The 17,749-nt window shown below is 35.9% G+C and carries 20 protein-coding genes; 9 read left to right on the top strand and 11 right to left on the bottom strand.

Features of this window, described 5'->3' with window-relative positions:
- Positions 1-24: 24 nt before the first annotated feature.
- A complete protein-coding gene (locus tag AC5YGD_RS06010; protein ID WP_496141107.1) occupies positions 25-1,179 on the top strand; it encodes a saccharopine dehydrogenase C-terminal domain-containing protein in 1,155 nt (384 codons plus the stop codon).
- Between the two features lie 21 nt (positions 1,180-1,200).
- Positions 1,201-2,514: an FAD-dependent oxidoreductase gene (locus AC5YGD_RS06005; protein WP_496141106.1), complete on the top strand. Its 1,314-nt coding sequence runs from the start codon at positions 1,201-1,203 to the stop codon at positions 2,512-2,514.
- Between the two features lie 19 nt (positions 2,515-2,533).
- On the opposite strand, the gene AC5YGD_RS06000 is transcribed toward AC5YGD_RS06005, so the two are convergent.
- The 3 genes from AC5YGD_RS06000 to AC5YGD_RS05990 form a co-directional block, all read right to left on the bottom strand.
- Positions 2,534-3,787, bottom strand: coding sequence for an FAD-dependent oxidoreductase (locus tag AC5YGD_RS06000; RefSeq protein ID WP_496141105.1), 1,254 nt, complete (start codon positions 3,785-3,787; stop codon positions 2,534-2,536).
- An 83-nt stretch (positions 3,788-3,870) separates the two neighbouring features.
- Positions 3,871-4,200 carry a nuclear transport factor 2 family protein gene (locus AC5YGD_RS05995; RefSeq protein ID WP_416694409.1) on the bottom strand — a complete coding sequence of 110 codons (330 nt, stop codon included), beginning with the start codon at positions 4,198-4,200 and terminating at the stop codon, positions 3,871-3,873.
- A 98-nt stretch (positions 4,201-4,298) separates the two neighbouring features.
- Positions 4,299-4,685, bottom strand: coding sequence for a hypothetical protein (locus AC5YGD_RS05990; RefSeq protein WP_496141104.1), 387 nt, complete (start codon positions 4,683-4,685; stop codon positions 4,299-4,301).
- 106 nt (positions 4,686-4,791) lie between these two features.
- Here AC5YGD_RS05990 and AC5YGD_RS05985 point away from each other — a divergent pair, with 106 nt between their 5' ends.
- Positions 4,792-5,142: a MazG-like family protein gene (locus AC5YGD_RS05985; protein ID WP_496141103.1), complete on the top strand. Its 351-nt coding sequence runs from the start codon at positions 4,792-4,794 to the stop codon at positions 5,140-5,142.
- Here the strand turns inward: AC5YGD_RS05985 and AC5YGD_RS05980 are convergent, their stop codons facing one another.
- The gene (locus AC5YGD_RS05980) at positions 5,143-5,610 is read right to left on the bottom strand and encodes a hypothetical protein (RefSeq protein ID WP_416651087.1); all 468 of its coding nucleotides are present in this window, start codon (positions 5,608-5,610) and stop codon (positions 5,143-5,145) included.
- 40 nt (positions 5,611-5,650) lie between these two features.
- The gene (locus tag AC5YGD_RS05975) at positions 5,651-5,875 is read right to left on the bottom strand and encodes a DUF6356 family protein (protein WP_416677273.1); all 225 of its coding nucleotides are present in this window, start codon (positions 5,873-5,875) and stop codon (positions 5,651-5,653) included.
- Positions 5,876-6,005: 130 nt separating this feature from the next.
- Between AC5YGD_RS05975 and AC5YGD_RS05970 the strand changes: the two genes are divergently transcribed.
- On the top strand, positions 6,006-6,839 hold the full coding sequence (locus AC5YGD_RS05970; RefSeq protein WP_496141101.1) for a phytanoyl-CoA dioxygenase family protein: 834 nt from the start codon (positions 6,006-6,008) through the stop codon (positions 6,837-6,839).
- Here AC5YGD_RS05970 and AC5YGD_RS05965 read toward each other — a convergent pair.
- Positions 6,836-7,693 (bottom strand): alpha/beta fold hydrolase, encoded by an 858-nt coding sequence (locus tag AC5YGD_RS05965; RefSeq protein ID WP_496141100.1) that lies wholly within the window; start codon positions 7,691-7,693, stop codon positions 6,836-6,838. The two genes, AC5YGD_RS05970 and AC5YGD_RS05965, sit on opposite strands and share 4 nt — an antisense overlap.
- 155 nt (positions 7,694-7,848) lie before the next feature.
- On the opposite strand from AC5YGD_RS05965, the gene AC5YGD_RS05960 reads away from it, so the two are divergent.
- Together AC5YGD_RS05960 and AC5YGD_RS05955 are read left to right on the top strand one after the other, a co-directional pair.
- Positions 7,849-8,151 carry a hypothetical protein gene (locus tag AC5YGD_RS05960; protein WP_496141099.1) on the top strand — a complete coding sequence of 101 codons (303 nt, stop codon included), beginning with the start codon at positions 7,849-7,851 and terminating at the stop codon, positions 8,149-8,151.
- A 27-nt stretch (positions 8,152-8,178) separates the two neighbouring features.
- Positions 8,179-8,403, top strand: a complete 225-nt coding sequence (locus AC5YGD_RS05955; RefSeq protein WP_496141098.1) for a hypothetical protein — start codon at positions 8,179-8,181, stop codon at positions 8,401-8,403.
- Positions 8,404-8,410: 7 nt separating this feature from the next.
- Here AC5YGD_RS05955 and AC5YGD_RS05950 read toward each other — a convergent pair whose 3' ends face one another.
- Together AC5YGD_RS05950 and AC5YGD_RS05945 are read right to left on the bottom strand one after the other, a co-directional pair.
- On the bottom strand, positions 8,411-9,280 hold the full coding sequence (locus tag AC5YGD_RS05950; RefSeq protein WP_496141097.1) for an EamA family transporter: 870 nt from the start codon (positions 9,278-9,280) through the stop codon (positions 8,411-8,413).
- 75 nt (positions 9,281-9,355) lie between these two features.
- On the bottom strand, positions 9,356-9,727 hold the full coding sequence (locus AC5YGD_RS05945; RefSeq protein ID WP_496141096.1) for a hypothetical protein: 372 nt from the start codon (positions 9,725-9,727) through the stop codon (positions 9,356-9,358).
- 132 nt (positions 9,728-9,859) lie between these two features.
- Here AC5YGD_RS05945 and AC5YGD_RS05940 point away from each other — a divergent pair, with 132 nt between their 5' ends.
- Entirely contained in the window at positions 9,860-10,960 is a 1,101-nt protein-coding gene (locus AC5YGD_RS05940; protein WP_496141095.1) for a serine hydrolase, read from the top strand.
- Here the strand turns inward: AC5YGD_RS05940 and AC5YGD_RS05935 are convergent.
- From AC5YGD_RS05935 to AC5YGD_RS05925, 3 genes are all read right to left on the bottom strand, one after another.
- Positions 10,950-12,350, bottom strand: a complete 1,401-nt coding sequence (locus AC5YGD_RS05935) for a M81 family metallopeptidase (RefSeq protein WP_496141094.1) — start codon at positions 12,348-12,350, stop codon at positions 10,950-10,952. The genes AC5YGD_RS05940 and AC5YGD_RS05935 overlap by 11 nt on opposite strands.
- Before the next feature lie 19 nt (positions 12,351-12,369).
- Positions 12,370-13,797, bottom strand: coding sequence for an aldehyde dehydrogenase family protein (locus AC5YGD_RS05930; RefSeq protein WP_496141093.1), 1,428 nt, complete (start codon positions 13,795-13,797; stop codon positions 12,370-12,372).
- An 81-nt stretch (positions 13,798-13,878) separates the two neighbouring features.
- Positions 13,879-15,054: an aminotransferase class I/II-fold pyridoxal phosphate-dependent enzyme gene (locus AC5YGD_RS05925; RefSeq protein ID WP_496141092.1), complete on the bottom strand. Its 1,176-nt coding sequence runs from the start codon at positions 15,052-15,054 to the stop codon at positions 13,879-13,881.
- Positions 15,055-15,115: 61 nt separating this feature from the next.
- Between AC5YGD_RS05925 and uvrB the strand changes: the two genes are divergently transcribed.
- The gene (uvrB, locus tag AC5YGD_RS05920) at positions 15,116-17,101 is read left to right on the top strand and encodes an excinuclease ABC subunit UvrB (RefSeq protein WP_416651065.1); all 1,986 of its coding nucleotides are present in this window, start codon (positions 15,116-15,118) and stop codon (positions 17,099-17,101) included.
- Positions 17,085-17,735: a 7-carboxy-7-deazaguanine synthase QueE gene (gene queE / locus AC5YGD_RS05915; protein WP_496141091.1), complete on the top strand. Its 651-nt coding sequence runs from the start codon at positions 17,085-17,087 to the stop codon at positions 17,733-17,735. The genes uvrB and queE overlap by 17 nt, the downstream gene beginning before the upstream one ends.
- Positions 17,736-17,749 lie beyond the last annotated feature (14 nt).

Here is a 17,749-nt window from a genome sequence, read left to right as displayed (position 1 = left end):
ATTAGAAATAAAGAAGGAGTTGTAATGTCAAAAATTCATTGGTTAGGTGCTGGTTTGTCAGCAATACCAGGGCTAAAAATGCTTATTGAAAATGACCATTCAGTTATTGTTTATAATCGAACAGTCAAAAAAGCAAGTGATGCTTTATTAGGTGTTAAGGGTAATTATCAGATTGTAGAATTTTCTCTTGAGGCCATTAAGAAAAATGCTACAGCTGGAGACGTTATAGTTTCAATGCTTCCTGGTAATTTCCATGTTCCTGTTGCAGAACTGAGTCTATCACTTGGAGCTCATTTTGTCTCAAGCTCCTATATTTCAGATGAGATGAGGATGCTTCATGAAGAATCGCTAAAAAAGAATTTATGCCTTGTTAATGAGGTTGGTCTTGATCCAGGAATAGACCATAGTATGTCTCATGCACTCGTTGAAGATTATAAGAATTCAAAGGTTTTTTCTACTGAAAATTCACATTCTTTTTTAAGTTATTGTGGTGGCTTAAGTGACGTTCCTAATGATTTTTGTTACAAATTTAGTTGGTCTCCACTGGGAGTTTTAAAGGCCTTAATGTCAACTTCAGTTAGCATTCGTGATAGCCAAGTTTATACAGTTCATAAGCCATGGGAGGCTGTTGAGCTTTACCCTCTTCCGATGCCTTGGGGAGAAGATGAGTTTGAGGTTTATCCTAATCGCGATTCCATTCCATTTATTGAGCAGTATCAAATGAACGAGGGATTGAAGATAGATCAGTTTGTTCGAGGAACTCTAAGGTATAGAGGCTGGAAAGATGCTTGGTCTGATATTTTTTCTGAGGTAGATACCCTTGACCCTGAAATTGCAGAGGATCGTCTAAAGGCTATCAGTGATGATTTATGGAATAAATACTCCTATAGAAATGAAGAAGTTGATCGTGTGATTTTAACTGTTGAATTAAAGGTTAAAAATGACTCAGAGGTTGTTTGGCATAAGCAGTTTTTACTTGATACGCTTGGAAATAACAAAGGAAGCGCAATGGCCCAATTAGTCTCTTGCTCAGTTGCTTTGGCTGTTGAAGCCGTTCTTAATAAAGAGATACCCTCAGGCGTAACAGCGGCTCCTCACCAAAGTAATTTAGTAAAAAGGTGGCTAAATCAAGCTTCTGAAATAAGTGATCACTTTATTTTATTTGATCATTTAAGTTAGTAGTAAAGTTAGATTATTTCTATGGCTCAAGCTAATCCTATTTTTGATAATGAAACAAAAGGTTGGGTAGATTTAGTTCCTGCTAGGCAATCTCAGCCTAAATTAACTTCTAACCTTGAAGCTAAATGGCTTGTCATAGGTGCTGGCTTTACAGGTCTTTCTTGTGCAAGAAGGCTAGCAGAGATTAACCCTAAAGATCAAATTATCTTGCTTGATGCAAGAGAGCTGGGCCAGAATGCTTCTGGTAGAAATTCTGGTTATGCTGTTGCGCATAGCCATTTTTCAGGTCCCTATCAAGAATCACAACTTGAAAAATACCAAAGAGTAGATCGAATTAATCAAGTAGGTCTTAATTCTCTTCGTACATTAGTAAAAGATAACAGCATCAATTGTGACTGGATAGAATCAGGTATTTATCATACTGCAGCAGATAACAACTCTGAAATTGAGTGTGATCATTTTATTAACTATCTTAAAAAACGTGACATTAGACACACTTCTCTTTCTAAACAGGAAATTCATAATCGTCTAGGAACGAGTTGGTATAAGAAGGGCGTTAAAGTTGAAAATGGTGCATTAATGCAGCCCGCTAAATTAGTTTTTGGATTGGCTAAAAATCTTCCAAGTAATGTTGAGCTTTATGAAAATACACCAGTGTTAAAGATGACATTGGGTAAGGCTGTTAAGGTCATAGTTCCAGATGCAATAATTACCGCTGAACAAGTCATAATGGCTTGTAATTATGAAACCTTTGAGGGTGCAAAGCCTAAACAAAGGGCAGTTGGAGTAACGCTTTCTGGAAGTATTACTCGTGCATTAGCCAAGGATGAGATTAATACCCTGGGAAGTGAATCATCATGGGGAATACTGTCGCTTCATAGTGGCGGGGCTACTATCAGATTAACGGATGATGGCCGAATTGCAATAAGAAACACAGCTGAATATAACAATCACCACCTATTAACTGATAAGCAATTAATTAACCGACAACAGATTCATCGACAAGCATTTAATAATAGGTTTCCACAGTTAAGTCATGTTCCATTTGAGTTCTTATATTCAGGCGTTGAAGGTGTGAGCGCTAATAAAACTAATATCTTTGAGAGATTTTCAGATAACCTCTACTATGCAGGCTGTTTCAATGGTTCTGGAATTACTAAAGGAACCGCATTTGGTATTGGAATAGCTGAGTATGCATGCGGAAAAAAATCTGCTATTGTTAATGATTGTCTTGCTCTTGAGAAAGCTAAATGGCTTCCACCAAAACCATTTTTAGATCTTGGCGCATGGTTTACAACTAAGCAGCGCTTTAAAGGGGTTGGAAGAGATAGATAGAAGATAATCTAAATGCTAATCAAAGTAAATGACTTGCAGTAGCGCCAAACTCAATAAAGCCTGCCTTGATTTTAGAAAAAGGTTCTTGATAATAATCCAAAGGATCAACTGGCAAAGAGGTTTCATCACCACTAATAAGGCATTCACTTACTGCCTTACCAAAATAAGTTCCAGGTCCAATTCCTCTGCCTGAATAGCCAAAAACTGAGTAAGCATTACTACCTAGCCTTAGAATTTTAGGAATATGATCACCTGTCATGGCAATGCGTCCATGCCAGCAAAATTCAATATCAATATTTTTAAGATGTGGAAAGAGACTCTCAATTTTTCTCCTTGCCCAATTAGTGTGAATCTTGGAGGCGCTATGACCAAGGTTTCCGATCCCACCAATAATAAGTCTACTGTCAGCATCGAGTCGAAAAGAAGACATTACACTAGCAGTATCCCAGCAACCTTCACCATTGGGTAAAACTGACTTTACTAGATCTGAAGGTAGAGATTTAGTTGCGACTTGAAAATACTGTACAGAAGTATATTTGGATGGATTTAGGCCTTCAATTGGTTTTTGATAGGCATTTGTAGCAATTAAAAGCATTTTTGCCTTAATGGTGCCCTCAGCTGTCTTGATTAGCCAATCATTATTGACTGATTGAATGTTAGTTGCTATAGTTGACTCATAGATATTTACGCCATAAGATTTAGCAGCTCTTGCCAGGCCAAGACAATAATCTAGAGGGTTAATAATTCCAGCTTTTTTATTAAAAAGAGAGCCAAAAAACTTTGAAGAGCCTATTCTTTGCTGAGTCTGCTGTCTATCAAAAAGCTCTAACTCAGCACCACGTTCAGATAGCTGTTTAAACCTCAGTTGAATATCTTTTAATCCTTTTTCAGAGTGGGCGCAGTGAAGCGTTCCTGAGCGATTAGCGCTGCAATTAATTTCATAGTTATCAATAAGACTAAATACTAAATCAGGTGCTGTTGCTAAAGCCTTATTAAGCTTAACTCCTGCTTCTAATCCAAGGATACTTTCGACCTTTTCAGGAGGCATCCATAAGCCTGCATTAACTAAGCCAACATTCCTTCCCGAGCCGCCATAGCCAATCTTTTGATCAATAAGGGTAACTGATAGCCCATTCTTTGCTGCAAATAGGGCCGCTGAACAGCCAGTAAAGCCGCCACCAATAATCACTAAATCCGTTGTAATTGATTTTTTAAGATTACTGAAAGTAATTTTTTCTTTAGAATTGTCTTGCCAAAGATTTTTTTGATGCATTTTTAAAATAATTCTTAACTATTGAGCAACATATTAAACAAAAAAGACGCCCAAAGGCGCCTTTAATTTGAGATTAATTATGCTTATGGAAGAAGTGTTGCACCAGTTTCCATACGTATGACTTGACCATCCTTTATTTGCATAAAGGCTAGAACTGATTCTTTAGTTCCGTCAGGGAAGCTCATTACGCCATGGGTAACCATAGCCTCATCATTTTCATAAAGGCAGCGTGAGTCATGAGTTACAAAATCATCACTATTCATCATAAATGTAAACATTTCCATGGTTTTTTCTTTATCCATAGTTGAGTTGTCTAGGTGCATGATAAATTGAAAATCTTCATGCATAGTTGCTGCATAAGCCTCCATATCTTTTGCTTCTTGTGCAGCTTCTTGTGTTTTAAATATTGACATATTGCCTCCTAAATTTAAATTATTTCTTATTATAAATAATAATCATTATCATTATCATTATCGTATGTTACCTGCTTTATTTAATAAGCAACTATTTTTTATACCCAGAAGTAAATAATGATTACTATTAAAGGAATTAAAGGCCTAATAGCATTCTTAATATGATGATCAGCACCATCAAACGTTGGCCAAACTTTTAAAAATAGACCCATATTCCAAATAAATGCAAAGGTACAGAAAAACCCCATTGCAACTAATAATGTTGGTGTATCAGTTCTTTCAAAAATACCAATTTGGAAAAACGTTACAATAAGCATTGCAACCGTTCCGCCCATTAGAAATCCTGCTGGCTTAAGTGCATACGTTACTTGTGGCGAGTCCAGACGAAGATCTATTGCAAACTTTTTTGAGTTAAAAGTTAGTTGAAAGGCAAAAAAACCACCAAACAATATTAAAAAAATGTGACAAATAGTTTGAATATCCATATAAATTCCCCTTAAAGTTAATTGAACGCTTGAGTAATTTCAAGCCTCATAATAAGTATACTTATTTTTTTTATTATTTTAATTACTAATCAATCGAGTGAAAAATATGGATATATCTAAAATACAAAACCAGCTTAAAAAATTTGCAATTGAAAGGGATTGGGAGCAGTTTCATACCCCCAAAAATTTATCTATGGCTCTTAGTGTTGAGGCTTCAGAGCTTGTTGAGATTTTTCAATGGCTAAAGCCAGAAGAATCTAATTCTCCTAATCAAAAACAGATTCAAGAAATTAATAGTGAGGTGGCAGATATTGCGATGTATCTTCTGCGTTTTTGCAGCATCTTAGAAATTGATATTGAAGAAGCAATTAAGAATAAATTAAAGAAAAATGCTGAAAAATATCCAGTTAATTTATCAAAGGGCAATGCTCAGAAATACAATCAACGAGAAGATTAGTTATATTTCAACCTTATAACATTCGTATGGCTTGCCAGTTGAAGGCTGAAGATTAATATAATCATTAGACAGGACAATAATCTCTTCAGATCTTTTATCGTTAAGAGTAAATTGTTCTTCCATATTAAAATACTCATCAAGCCATGGATGGTTCCTATTAACAACTTTAATAGAATCAATCATACTGACTAAGCTTTGATCATTAATTTCCCATACTCCAGTTCCAAGGGCACTATAATTCACTTTAACTGTATTCTCTTCGATTGGAAAGTCAACAATTAGTTGACCAAAACTATTCCAGGTACCATCTTTCTTGTATCTTATAAATTCTAAAGCGGTATACCCAGGCCAAGTATCTTTACAAATCCAATTACCAAGAATTTCAGTTTCATAAAAACGAGGAGACATTGCTGCTGAAGCAGAGGTGTTTAAAACTAGAGCTGCAAGAATGGTCAGTAAGTATTTCATTATGCGCAGTTTAGATTAGTTTTTGACAAGCCTATGTGAATTATTGATGAATTTTAGAAGAATTTATCATTTTATTTTTATGTTCATCAGCCATCTTTACAATTTTATTACTAACAGTTTCTTGAAAAATAAATGGCAAAATAGAGTGAATGAGCGCAATAATTAAAAGCCCTAAAAGTGTAAGACAATATTTCCATGCCCCCCAGAGATGTTGAAAGTAGTTATATCCAAACTCATTGGGGTGTTTAGTAAAAATATTATTCATATAAGTATTATCGAAGTTTATTTAATTTATTAAGTATAAAGAATTGGAGTAACAAGGTTAAATTTTTTAAATATTTGTAATAAAATAAAATTTTTTGAATAAATTACTATCCACATATAGGATAAGAATAATGCCTAAAGTTTTAACAAAAAAACAGATTGAGCAGTATCATGATGAAGGTTTTATATCTCCAATAAGAGTTATTTCTGAAAAAGATGCCTTATCTATTAAAATTCAACTTGAAGAAGTAGAGGCGCAATACCCTGAAGAAATTAATTCAGAGAGTCGCAATAATTTACATCTCTCATTTGCTTTTTTAGATGCGCTCGCCCATAACACAACCATAGTAGACGCAATAGAAGATCTTATTGGCCCTGATATTGCTCTTTGGGCGTCGGTTATGTTTATTAAAGAGCCCTCCTCTAAACAGTATGTTAGTTGGCATCAAGATGCAACTTATATGGGCCTTGATAGCTTTGATTTTCCAACACCATGGATTGCGCTAAGTCCTAGCAACATAGAGACAGGCTGTATGTCGATGATCTCAGGTAGCCATAAATCAGCAATACAAAAACATGAGGATACTTATGCAGATAACAATATTCTAACAAGGGGCCAAGCTATTAAAAATGTGGATCAAAGTAAGACCGTTGATCTAATATTGAAGCCTGGTGAAATGTCGATTCACCATGGAGCTATCATCCATGGATCACAGCCTAATAATAGCAATCAAAGAAGGATTGGTTTTTCACTTCAATCGTATGTACCACCATCAATAAAGCAGGTAGTTGGAAGGAATATATGGACTCATATTAGAGGACAAAAGAGGCAAGATATGAATAGTATTGAGCTAGATCGCCCAAGATACAATATGGATCCTTTAACAGTCAATCAGCGAAGAGTTGCTGAAGAAAACTTATCTGAAATACTTTATAAGGGCGCGAAGATTAAGCGTAGCTACTAAATATAGTTTTCTAGCCAGCTAAGAATTTTTTTAACTCCACTATTCGTCTGAGACGAGCTCAAAATATCTCCAAGAACGCCATGCTGTGATGAGTCATCAGTATTTGTAAGTATTGGATTGTGAATAGAGACATTATTACCCATTTTAGAAATTATTTTACGTGTGGCTTTAGCTGATACGACTTGATCATCATCTGAAAAATAAAATAATACTGGTTGTTTAATCTTAATATGCTTAACTTTATAGGCTGCAACAACTGAGTCCTTTACTGCAAATAATGCTTTTATAGGATAGCTTGTCGTCCAACATCTTGCATGATCTGCATTTCTTGGGACGAAGGAGTATTCTTTTCCAAAAATGAAGGGAATAAACCACTCAGCTCCAGGAATTCTAAGAAGTTGTCCAAAAAAAGATTTTGGTCCAAAATTAGGGGATACATAAATAATTGCTAAAGCATTTTCTGAATATTGAAGATTGGCATGGATTAATGAACAGCCTGTAGAACAACCAATTAAGATAAGGCTATCCCCAATTGCATTACCAATATCAATAGCTTCTTTCGTATCTATCATCCAATCATCAAAGGTAGCCTCAGCTAAGGCTTCACCATCTAGACCATGCCCTCTAAGCCTTGTAAAAAAAATATTCGCATTGAGCTCTTTGCCAAGCATTTCAATAACTGGATCAAGCTCTGCTCTGGTTGCTGAAAAGCCATGAATAAATATAAGACTAATTTTTGTCTTTACTTTATTTTGATTTGCCCAAATAATCTTTTTTTCAGTATCTGGACGGATATTTAGAATCTCATTTTCACTATCTTCGATGAGCTTATCTAAAGAATTAATATTGATCATTTACTTAACTTATTTTTTTAGATGGATGAATTATATCTCGAAATATATAAAAATCTTGCAATTAATTTTGTATACATAAAGATTACTTTAATTAATACATAAAGTATACAAAAAGTGTATACTTCATATTAGTTAGTAAATTAATAAATCTTTAGATGGGTAAATACGTTACAAAAAATCAAAAAGAGGATGAAAAGAGAGTGGTTAGCGTAAGAATTCGTAGACCTATTTTTGAGGCGTTTAAAGGAGCTGCAACTGCTGCAGAACAGTTTGGATATAGCATGACTCTTTCAGGCGTATTTGAAACAGCTATGGAAGATGCAATTTCTGAGTTTAAAGATATTAGTGGTGTTGATTATCAAGATCTCACTTCATCAAAGCTAAGTAAGAAATGGGATAGCAAGTTCAAGGCTTCCTTAAAAAATTCTAAAGGAAAGCTCAAAAAGCGCGATAAGTAAATTAACTTTAATTAGGAGTGATAGTCAATGTCAGAAAGTAGTGTGATTAATAAATTAAAAGATTTAAGAAAAGATTTAGATAAAGAATCTAAATTTCTTCAAGAACAAATGGAGCTTCCATTAAATGGAGATGAGGTGAAAAATTCTCGACCAGATAATAATTCTATGCAACTTAACAAGGGAGTTATGTTCTCTAAATGGGTCAGAAAATTAACAACACAATTTGAGTCAGTTGATCCATTTTATAAATAAATTATAGTTACAAGTTAATTTGTTTCCTTGGCCAGTTCCAACTAATAAGTGTGCTGGCAACCCCAGACATAATTAACAAACCTCCCAGTATCATTGAGGAAGTTAATTTTTCATCAAGAAGAACTATTCCCGCAATAATTGAGGTAATTGGAAGTAGCATTAAAAAAGGCGATACTTTACTTACATCCACACTGCTTAATAAGTGATACCAAACGCTATAACCTAATATAGTCATAATCAATGCTAAGTATAGAATAATTGACCAGTCAATGAAGCTAGCAGTTGTTATTGCAAGCCACTGTCCATCTTCAATTAGTAAAGATGCTACAAACATTTGTGGGGTAGCCATGACTGCAACCCAGGCTAATATGGTAATTCCTGAGAGGTCTTTAAGTCGGCTAATCATTATCTGTGCAACCGCCCATACAGCAGAGCCTGCAATTAATAATATAACGCTGTCAAGGTGACCATCTAGTCTGGGCTCTCCTGTAATTATCAGGACGCCAATAAAAGCAAGCCCCATTCCTAATGCCCTAGTAATACCAAGCTTTTCCTTTAATAGAAATGCCCCCATAATTGCTAAAATTGGACCTTCAAGCTGAACTAGGATTGCTGCAGTAGAGGCATCAATACCTTTGAGACCATTGTAGGTAAGACCATATTGAATGGTTGAGCCAATAAGTGCAACAACAAAAATTTCACGCATATGACCCCATGGTGGCTTTGTAAACCAAACAAGAATTAAACCTGCAATACCAAAGCGAATTGTCATGATAAGGAGAGCTGGAAACTGCTCCATTCCAATTTTGGCTAGAGTAAACCCTAAGCCCCAGGTAATAGGAACAATAAGAGCTAATAAGATTTGCTTAGAGTTCAAGTATTATTGTTAGATATTAAAAAAGGAGGTCAATTATGACCTCCTTTTGAGCATTATGATAGAACAAATTAATATTTAGGCACGAGATTTCCAATAGAAAAGGATAATAATTAAACTACTTAAACCAATTCCAAAGTACTGCATACCTCCAGCAGGGATAACGCCAGATGTGATATGAAAAACTTGAAGTGAAATAGCTAGTAGTTGCAGAATTATAACGGTCGGAGTCGCTTTTTTTAGTTGCTCTGATGATGTCCAGTTTGGAAGCATTATAAAAATTACCGCAGTGAATAGGAATGACATCCCTAAATATTGTGCCATTGTAACCATTGGAAAGGTTACTTCCCAGTTATAAGACGCTGCCATCATATCAGTCCCAAACCAAAAAGATGCAGCCCAAAGTAGGCCAATTAAACCGTTAATTCTATAAACTGTAGCTAAAGTCATAATATACCCCCCTTTATAAATTTTTTTTAAATCTTAACATAAGTAGTAGTAATAAAAAAGAGGCCAAAAAGAGCTCTTTATATTTTTGAGTACTTAAAGAATTTGTTTACTAACTCGAAGTAAAATTAAAGAATGAAAATTTCAAATCCTCTCAATAATAATTATTTTCCTCAATCAGAGTCAAATAATGGCTGGCGATTCCTCAAAGATTCGAATGAAATAAAAAATCTTACTAATATGAATTTGGGCAAGTTAGACGCTATTATTGAGGGTTATAAATTCTTTTTTGATACGTACGCATCTGGAATAGCAGTAATCAAAAATGGCTACCTAATTAAAGAGCACTATAGCTTTATGACTCTTCCTGGAAGTCGCTTTGATGTTTGGTCTTGCACAAAATCATTTACTGGAATAGCATGGGGTCTTTTGTTGGAGGAAAGTCGACAAGGTACGCTTCCAAATAATGTCCAAGTGGGCCTAGAAAGTTCTGCTTACTCTTTTTTGCCAAATAATACTAAGCTAACTGATCAGCTTAAAGAAAAAATAACTATTGGGCACTTGCTTAGTATGACCTCTGGCATCGCTGGAGAAGCTAAACTAGCATTTGGGATACCCACAAAAATTGATAGTGGTCCTTTTGAGCATGCACTTGGTTTTAGCGAAAATCGATATGGTAAAAAAACAGATGCTCTAGTCGGTGAGCCTGGAACAATTTGGGATTATAGTGATCCTGCAATGGCTCATTTATCAATATTGTTTAAATCCATTATGAAACAAGAAATCCATGACTATATGCAGGAAAAAGTATTCAGTCAAATAGGTATTGAAAATGCTAGTTGGGATATTCTTGGAGGTGGTCAATTTATTGGTCCCCACACTAGTGCTCATATTGGCCTTCATATCTCTGCCAGAGAGCTGGCAAGATTTGGTTACTTATTGATGCGGAAAGGATTATGGAATGGTAAAGAAGTTGTACCGAGTTGGTGGATTGATAAAGCAACAAAATCTTCACAAAATTTAAATCCTGACTATGGATATACTTTTTGGACTAACTCAAATGGAACAAGATGGCCAGGGCTTCCAAAAGATATGTTTGCGTTAGAAGGATATAATTCAAATAGGTGTTATGTTATTCCTTCAAAGGATATGGTTGTTGTAAGAGTTGGCGCAGGACCAAATCAGTGGAATGAGCAGTTACTTATTAGCAGTATTATGGGTGCAATTAACGAATAATTGATTTGCCATTACTTGCCTCAGGAGTAAAGTCATAAAAGTCCTGAAATGGATAGATCTTTCTATTTCTTTGCTTATTGGAAATTGAGCTTAATTCTTGATTTACAGCGCCATCAGACAAAACCATAAATGAAGGCACTGAAAGATTTTCAAGGTCTGGTGAAAGATATCCAGATTTAACAATGAGTAACTGGAAGCTACGTAGATTTATTTTTAAATCAGTAAAATCTTTAAGCTTATGAAATGGCCTTCTCAGCTTGGTTACCACAATTGTTGTTTTATTTACTTTAACTATTGCGCATTGATTTTGAAAATAGACGCTATCAGCAGTTAGTATTAATGAAGGTCCACCCCCACCAAATGTACCACCAATAGTAAATTGATTTCCTTTTTTTAGTTCATCATAGGCTGATTTTGATGCAATACCTGCAATCAAAGTTTCTTTTAAATCAGCTTCTAAGATTGCTTTTAGAATATCAGCTCTATCTCCAACTCCTCCTGCAGTAGGATTATCACCACTATCTGCAATTATTGAAAAATCATCCTTACAAAACTCAAGAGCGCTATGAATATCTCCTGATTTCATGCCATATTTTAGTTTTTTTCGATTATCCCAGTAGAGATTAGCAATACTTTTACAGATGATAGCGCCAGATTTTTCATCAGTGCAAGTCACAATAGAAGAAGCTGTGGCTCTTTTAGTATCTGCCCAAACGTAACCAATCATTAGATTACAGTCGAGGATATTAGATTCTAGATTATAAAGATCAAGACTTTCATAGATTGATTGGCAAGGCTCTACAAATGTCGAAGACATTTCTCCTGAGACTAAAACTGGTATTGCTGACCAGAGAACATAGGGCCTATAGTTTTCATTAAGGGCCTTACAAAGCATCATTGATGACCGCTGATAAGTTTCTTTGACATCAATATGAGGTGCAGTTTTAAAAGCTGCAAAAGCATCTATATTACTAATAATTTGATTGGTCATCTGACCATGCAAATCAAAGCTTACTGAAATTATGCATTTTGGCCCAACTTCTTTGCGAACTGACGCAATCCACTCTCCTTCTGGGTCCTCAATACCATCAACATACATTGCACCATGCATTAATAGAAGAACCCCATCTAGATCTCCTAGAGAGAGAATATCCTCAATGAATTGATATTTTATTTGAGTAAAGTATTCTCTATCAATAGGGCCGCCAGGAACTGACTTGTTAAAGAATAGTGGATAAGGCTTTATGTCAAATTCACTAAAGGGAAAATCAATAAGGTCAAGCAATGCTTGACCTTGGATACTTTGAAAGTCGTCTTTCTTTTGATATAGGGGTGAATAACTACTGCACTCTGTGCTAATTCCACCAATGGCAATTTTTTTTAAAGCCATTCAATATCAAGCTATCTAATTAACTCCAGCCAGTAACTACTTTGACTTCAATGAACTCTTTAAGACCGAGAGAGCCACCTTCACGCCCAATACCTGAGTGCTTATAGCCACCAAATGGGGCGCCACTTGCAGAGCTTTTTCCATTAACTTCTACAATCCCAGACAGCAATTTTTTAGACACTCTTTTTGCTTTTTCTTGATCTTGAGTTTGAACGTAATTGGTAAGGCCATATGGCGTGTCATTTGCAATTTTAATTGCCTCTTCTTCGGTATCAAATGGAATCATGGAGAGGACGGGTCCAAAAATTTCAGTTCTTGCAACCGTCATTTGGTTATTAACATCAGCAAAGATAGTTGGCTTTACAAAATAACCTGTCTCTAGTCCTTCGGGCTTTCCAGTCCCTCCAGCGACCAAGGTTGCATTTTCATCAATGCCTGCCTGAATTAACACTTGAATTTTATCAAATTGAAGTTGGGATACAACGGGACCTAGATGCTTTCCAGACTTTGAAGCAATATCAGTATTTGTAGAGATTGCAGTTTCTTTAGCAATCGCAACTGCCTGATCATAAACTGAGCGCTCAACGAGCATTCTAGTAGGAGCATTACAAGATTGACCCGTGTTATTGAAGCAGTGTCTTACGCCTCTAATAACAGCTTTTTCGTCTGCATCTGCAAAAATAATATTGGCTCCTTTACCTCCAAGCTCTAATCCAACTCTCTTAAAGTCGTCAGCAGCGTTATGAGAAATTAGTGCGCCAGCTCTTGTTGAGCCTGTGAAAGAAACCATATCAACATCAGGGTGAGAAGTCAGCTGACTTCCAACACCAATACCATCTCCATTAACAAGGTTAAATACTCCTGCTGGACAACCAGCCTCTTCAAGCATTTCAGCAAAAATCATTGAGTCTAAAGGAGCAAGCTCTGAAGGCTTTAAAACCATAGTGCATCCAGCAGCAATTGCGGGTATAACTTTTAGAGCTACTTGGCTTATTGGCCAGTTCCATGGGGTAATTAGTGCGCAAACACCTTTTGGTTCATAAATTAATTGATTGTCTGAGTCATCAAGTTGTTCTTCAAACTCAAACTTTCTAAGTTGGTTAAGAAAATCTTCAATAGCACTTGTTCCTGAAGGCGCCTGTGATGCTTTAGAAAAGTCAATAGGTGCTCCCATTTCAATCGAAATGACTTCAGCCATGTCATCCATTCTTCTTTCATAGATTGCATAAAGTCTTTCAAGTAGTGCTATTCTGTCTGCTTTTGTTGAGGCAGACCACATTGGTAATGCTGCTCTTGCAGCTGCAATTGCTGCATCGGTATCACTTTGTGAGCCGAGAGAAATCACTGCACAAACTGTTTCATCAGAAGGATTGATGACGTCAAAGTCATTTTTAGTTGATGGTTCAACCCATTGACCATTGATATAGAATTTTCTTTTATCTAGCATAATTTATCTCCAATTAAGATTAGTAGAGGTTATCTTAAGAAATTTTTGATGTCAAGCAAAAATATATAAGCAATTATATGTTTAGATGCTTGCTAATTTCTCAACCGATAATTTAATGTTATCCATGCTGGTTGCAAAAGATAGCCTAACGTAACCTGGCGCTCCAAAGGCAGAACCTGGAACAACAGCCAAACTAAGCTTTTCAAGACAATAAGTTGAAAACTCAACGTCATCTTTAAGACCAATTCTTTCAATTAATCCTTGAACTTTAGGAAAAGAATAGAAGGCTCCACCAGATCTTGGGCACTCAATTCCATCTATAGCATTCAAACTATCAACTAGAAACTCATGGCGACGCTCAAAAGCCTCAACCATCATTGATATAAATGACTGCTCGCCTGAAATCGCTTCAAGAGCAGCAGCTTGAGAAATTGAGCTTGGATTAGAGGTTGACTGTCCTTGAATTTTTTTCATTGCCTTAATTACTGTTTCAGGTCCAGCAGCATAACCAATTCTCCACCCAGTCATTGCATATGCTTTAGACACACCATTAAGAATTACAACCCTATCTTTAAGCTCTGGACACGCCATTGCAATATTTACGAAATCATCATCACCCCATCTTATATGCTCATATATATCATCGCTTATAGTAAGAACTTGAGGGTATTTTTTCAAAACTTCACCAAGGGCTTTAATTTCTGATTCACTATAAACTGAGCCTGTTGGGTTAGAGGGGCTATTAAGAACAAAAAGTTTGGATTTATCCGTAATGCTAGCTTCTAATTGGTCTGGAGTTATTTTAAAGTCTTGCTCTAATCCAGCCTCAATAAAGACAGGAGTTGCATCAGCGAGAATAGCCATGTCAGGATATGAAACCCAGTAAGGAGTTGGTATGATGACTTCATCACCCTCGTTAAGGATTGCTTGACAGAGGTTATAAAAAACCTGTTTACCACCGCAAGAAACCATTACTTCATTTAAGGAATAATCTAATCCATTCTCTCTTTTAAATTTTTCACAGACTACTTTTTTTAGCTCTGCAGTTCCGTCAGCTGGGGTATATCTTGTATCTCCAGAGCCAATTGCAGTAATAGCCGCTTTTTGAATATTTACAGGAGTATCAAAGTCTGGCTCACCCGATCCCATTGAAATTATTTGTATTCCTTGTGATTTTAATTCTTTAGCTTTATCACTGACAGCCATAGTCGCAGAAGGTTTAACTTTTTGTACACGATTTGATAGGATAGTTGACATTTACTGTGCTCTTTAAATGGTTTAAAATTAAGGGTTTTATTTTAATCAAAAACTGCCGATAATGGCCAGAAAATTTCAACTGAAATCGAATTTTTCACCTAAGGGTGATCAGCCAAAAGCTATTCAAACGTTACTAGACGGAATTGAGGCTGGAGAGAAGTATCAAACGCTCGTTGGTGTCACGGGCTCAGGCAAAACATTTACTCTTGCAAATGTTATAGAGAAGAGTCAAAAACCTAGTCTGATTATGGCCCCAAATAAAACTTTAGCTGCTCAGCTTTATAGTGAAATGAAAGAATTCTTTCCTAACAATGCCGTTGAATACTTTGTGTCTTATTATGATTATTACCAGCCAGAGGCCTATGTTCCTGCCTCAGACACATTTATTGAGAAAGATGCTTCAATAAATGAACAGATAGAGCAGATGAGACTTTCTGCTACCAAATCACTTCTTGAGCGCAAAGACGTAATAATCATTGCAAGTGTTTCTGCTATCTATGGTCTTGGAGATCCTGAAAGCTATATGAAAATGCTGCTTCATTTAACTGTTGGGGAGGTTGCAAAGCAAAGAGAAATTCTTGCGACATTATCAAAGATGCAATATTCAAGAAATGACATTACATTAATCCGAGGGCATTTTAGAGTTAAGGGCGAGGTAATTGATATATTTCCAGCAGACTCTGAAGAGCGAGCAATTCGAATAGAGATGTTTGATGATGAGGTGGAAAGTCTTTCATGGTTTGATCCACTAACAGGAGAAAAACTAAAGTCTCTTCAAAGGGTTACTATTTATCCAAAGACCCATTACGTTACCCCTAAATCAACCATATTAAATATCCTTGATGATATCAAGGTAGAACTTGGCTTAAGGAAAAAAGAACTACTTTCTCAAAATAAATTAGTTGAAGATCAAAGACTTTCTCAAAGAGTAGCGCAGGATATGGAGATGATGAGAGAGCTAGGCTATTGCTCAGGTATTGAGAATTACTCCCGCTATTTATCTGGAAGAAAACCAGGAGAACCACCACCTACCCTGTTTGATTATATGCCCGAAGATTCTTTAATTATTTTAGATGAGTCGCACGTTACAGTTAGCCAAATAGGGGCAATGTACAATGGTGATAGGGCTAGAAAAACAACGCTCGTAGATTTTGGTTTTCGCCTGCCATCAGCTCTAGACAATAGACCACTTAGATTTGAAGAATTTTCTGAAAGATTAAACCAGTGTATTTTGGTTTCAGCAACTCCAGCAAAATTTGAATTAGAGATGTCAACTGTTATTGCTGAGCAAGTTGTCAGGCCAACTGGATTATTAGATCCAGGCATTGTTATTAAGCCCGTTGAAACTCAGGTTGATGATTTACTATCTGAAATTCATAAAAGGGTTGCTGTAAAAGAAAGGGTCTTAGTGACAACACTGACTAAGAAGATGTCAGAGCAGCTCAGTGACTACTTAAATGATCATAATGTAAAGGTAAGATATCTTCATTCTGATATTGATACCGTTGAGAGGGTAGAAATCATTCGAGACTTACGTCTTGGTGTTTTTGATGTTTTAGTTGGGATAAATCTTTTAAGAGAAGGTTTAGATATTCCAGAGGTATCTCTAGTTGCAATTTTAGATGCAGATAAAGAAGGCTTTCTTCGCTCAGAGCGATCTTTAATACAAACGATGGGAAGGGCTGCTCGAAATATTAATGGAAGCGTTATCTTATATGCTGACAGGATTACTAACTCAATACAAAGAGCAATGGATGTTACATCTGCAAGAAGAGACAAGCAGGAAGCCTATAACAAAAAACATGGAATAATACCAATGGGCGTTGTGAAGCCGATTGTTGATATTTTAGATACAGACCTTTCAGCATCTGATATTGATGATTTAATATCTGAAACTATTCAAGTAAAATTATCTCCTGTTCAGCTCTCCAAAGAACTAAAGCGACTTGAAAAAGAGATGTATAAGTTTGCTGAGGATTTAAAATTTGAGCAGGCAGCAGACACTAGAAATCAAATAAAACGATTAAGAGATGGGCAATTTAAATAATATGACATTAAATATTACAGAGATCTTCTACTCGCTTCAAGGAGAGGCAAGAGAGGTTGGAATTCCAACTGTGTTTGTTCGCCTGACAGGCTGCCCATTAAGATGTAATTATTGTGACACTGCGTATGCATTTAAAGGCAATAATCCTTTATCAATTGAGCAAATATTAGCTGAGATCTCAAAATATAAAACACACTATATATGTGTTACGGGTGGAGAGCCAATGGCGCAAAGTAATTGTCTTGGTTTGTTGGACACTTTGATAGAAAAGGGATACAAGGTGTCAATGGAAACAAGTGGCAGTATTGATATTTCGAAGGTAAATAAAAATGTATCTATTGTAATGGACCTGAAAACACCTTCATCAACAGAACAACACCAAAATAGATATGAAAATATTGCGCTTTTAGAAAACAAAGATCAGCTCAAGTTTGTAATAGCTTCAAGGTCAGATTTTGAATGGTGTTGTAGTATTTTAAAAGACCATGAGATTTTATCAGATGTGCTGTTTTCACCAGTTTATGAAAGTTTAAAGCCAGCACAATTAGCAGATTGGATTTTAGAGAAACAACTTAATGTTCGACTTCAGGTACAACTTCATAAGATTCTTTGGGGCGACGAAAAAGGAAAATAGTTATCCTTTAGAGT

It is taken from the genome of Candidatus Pseudothioglobus sp. uisw_070 (assembly GCF_059512545.2).
This window is presented reverse-complemented; position numbering and strand designations above follow the sequence as displayed.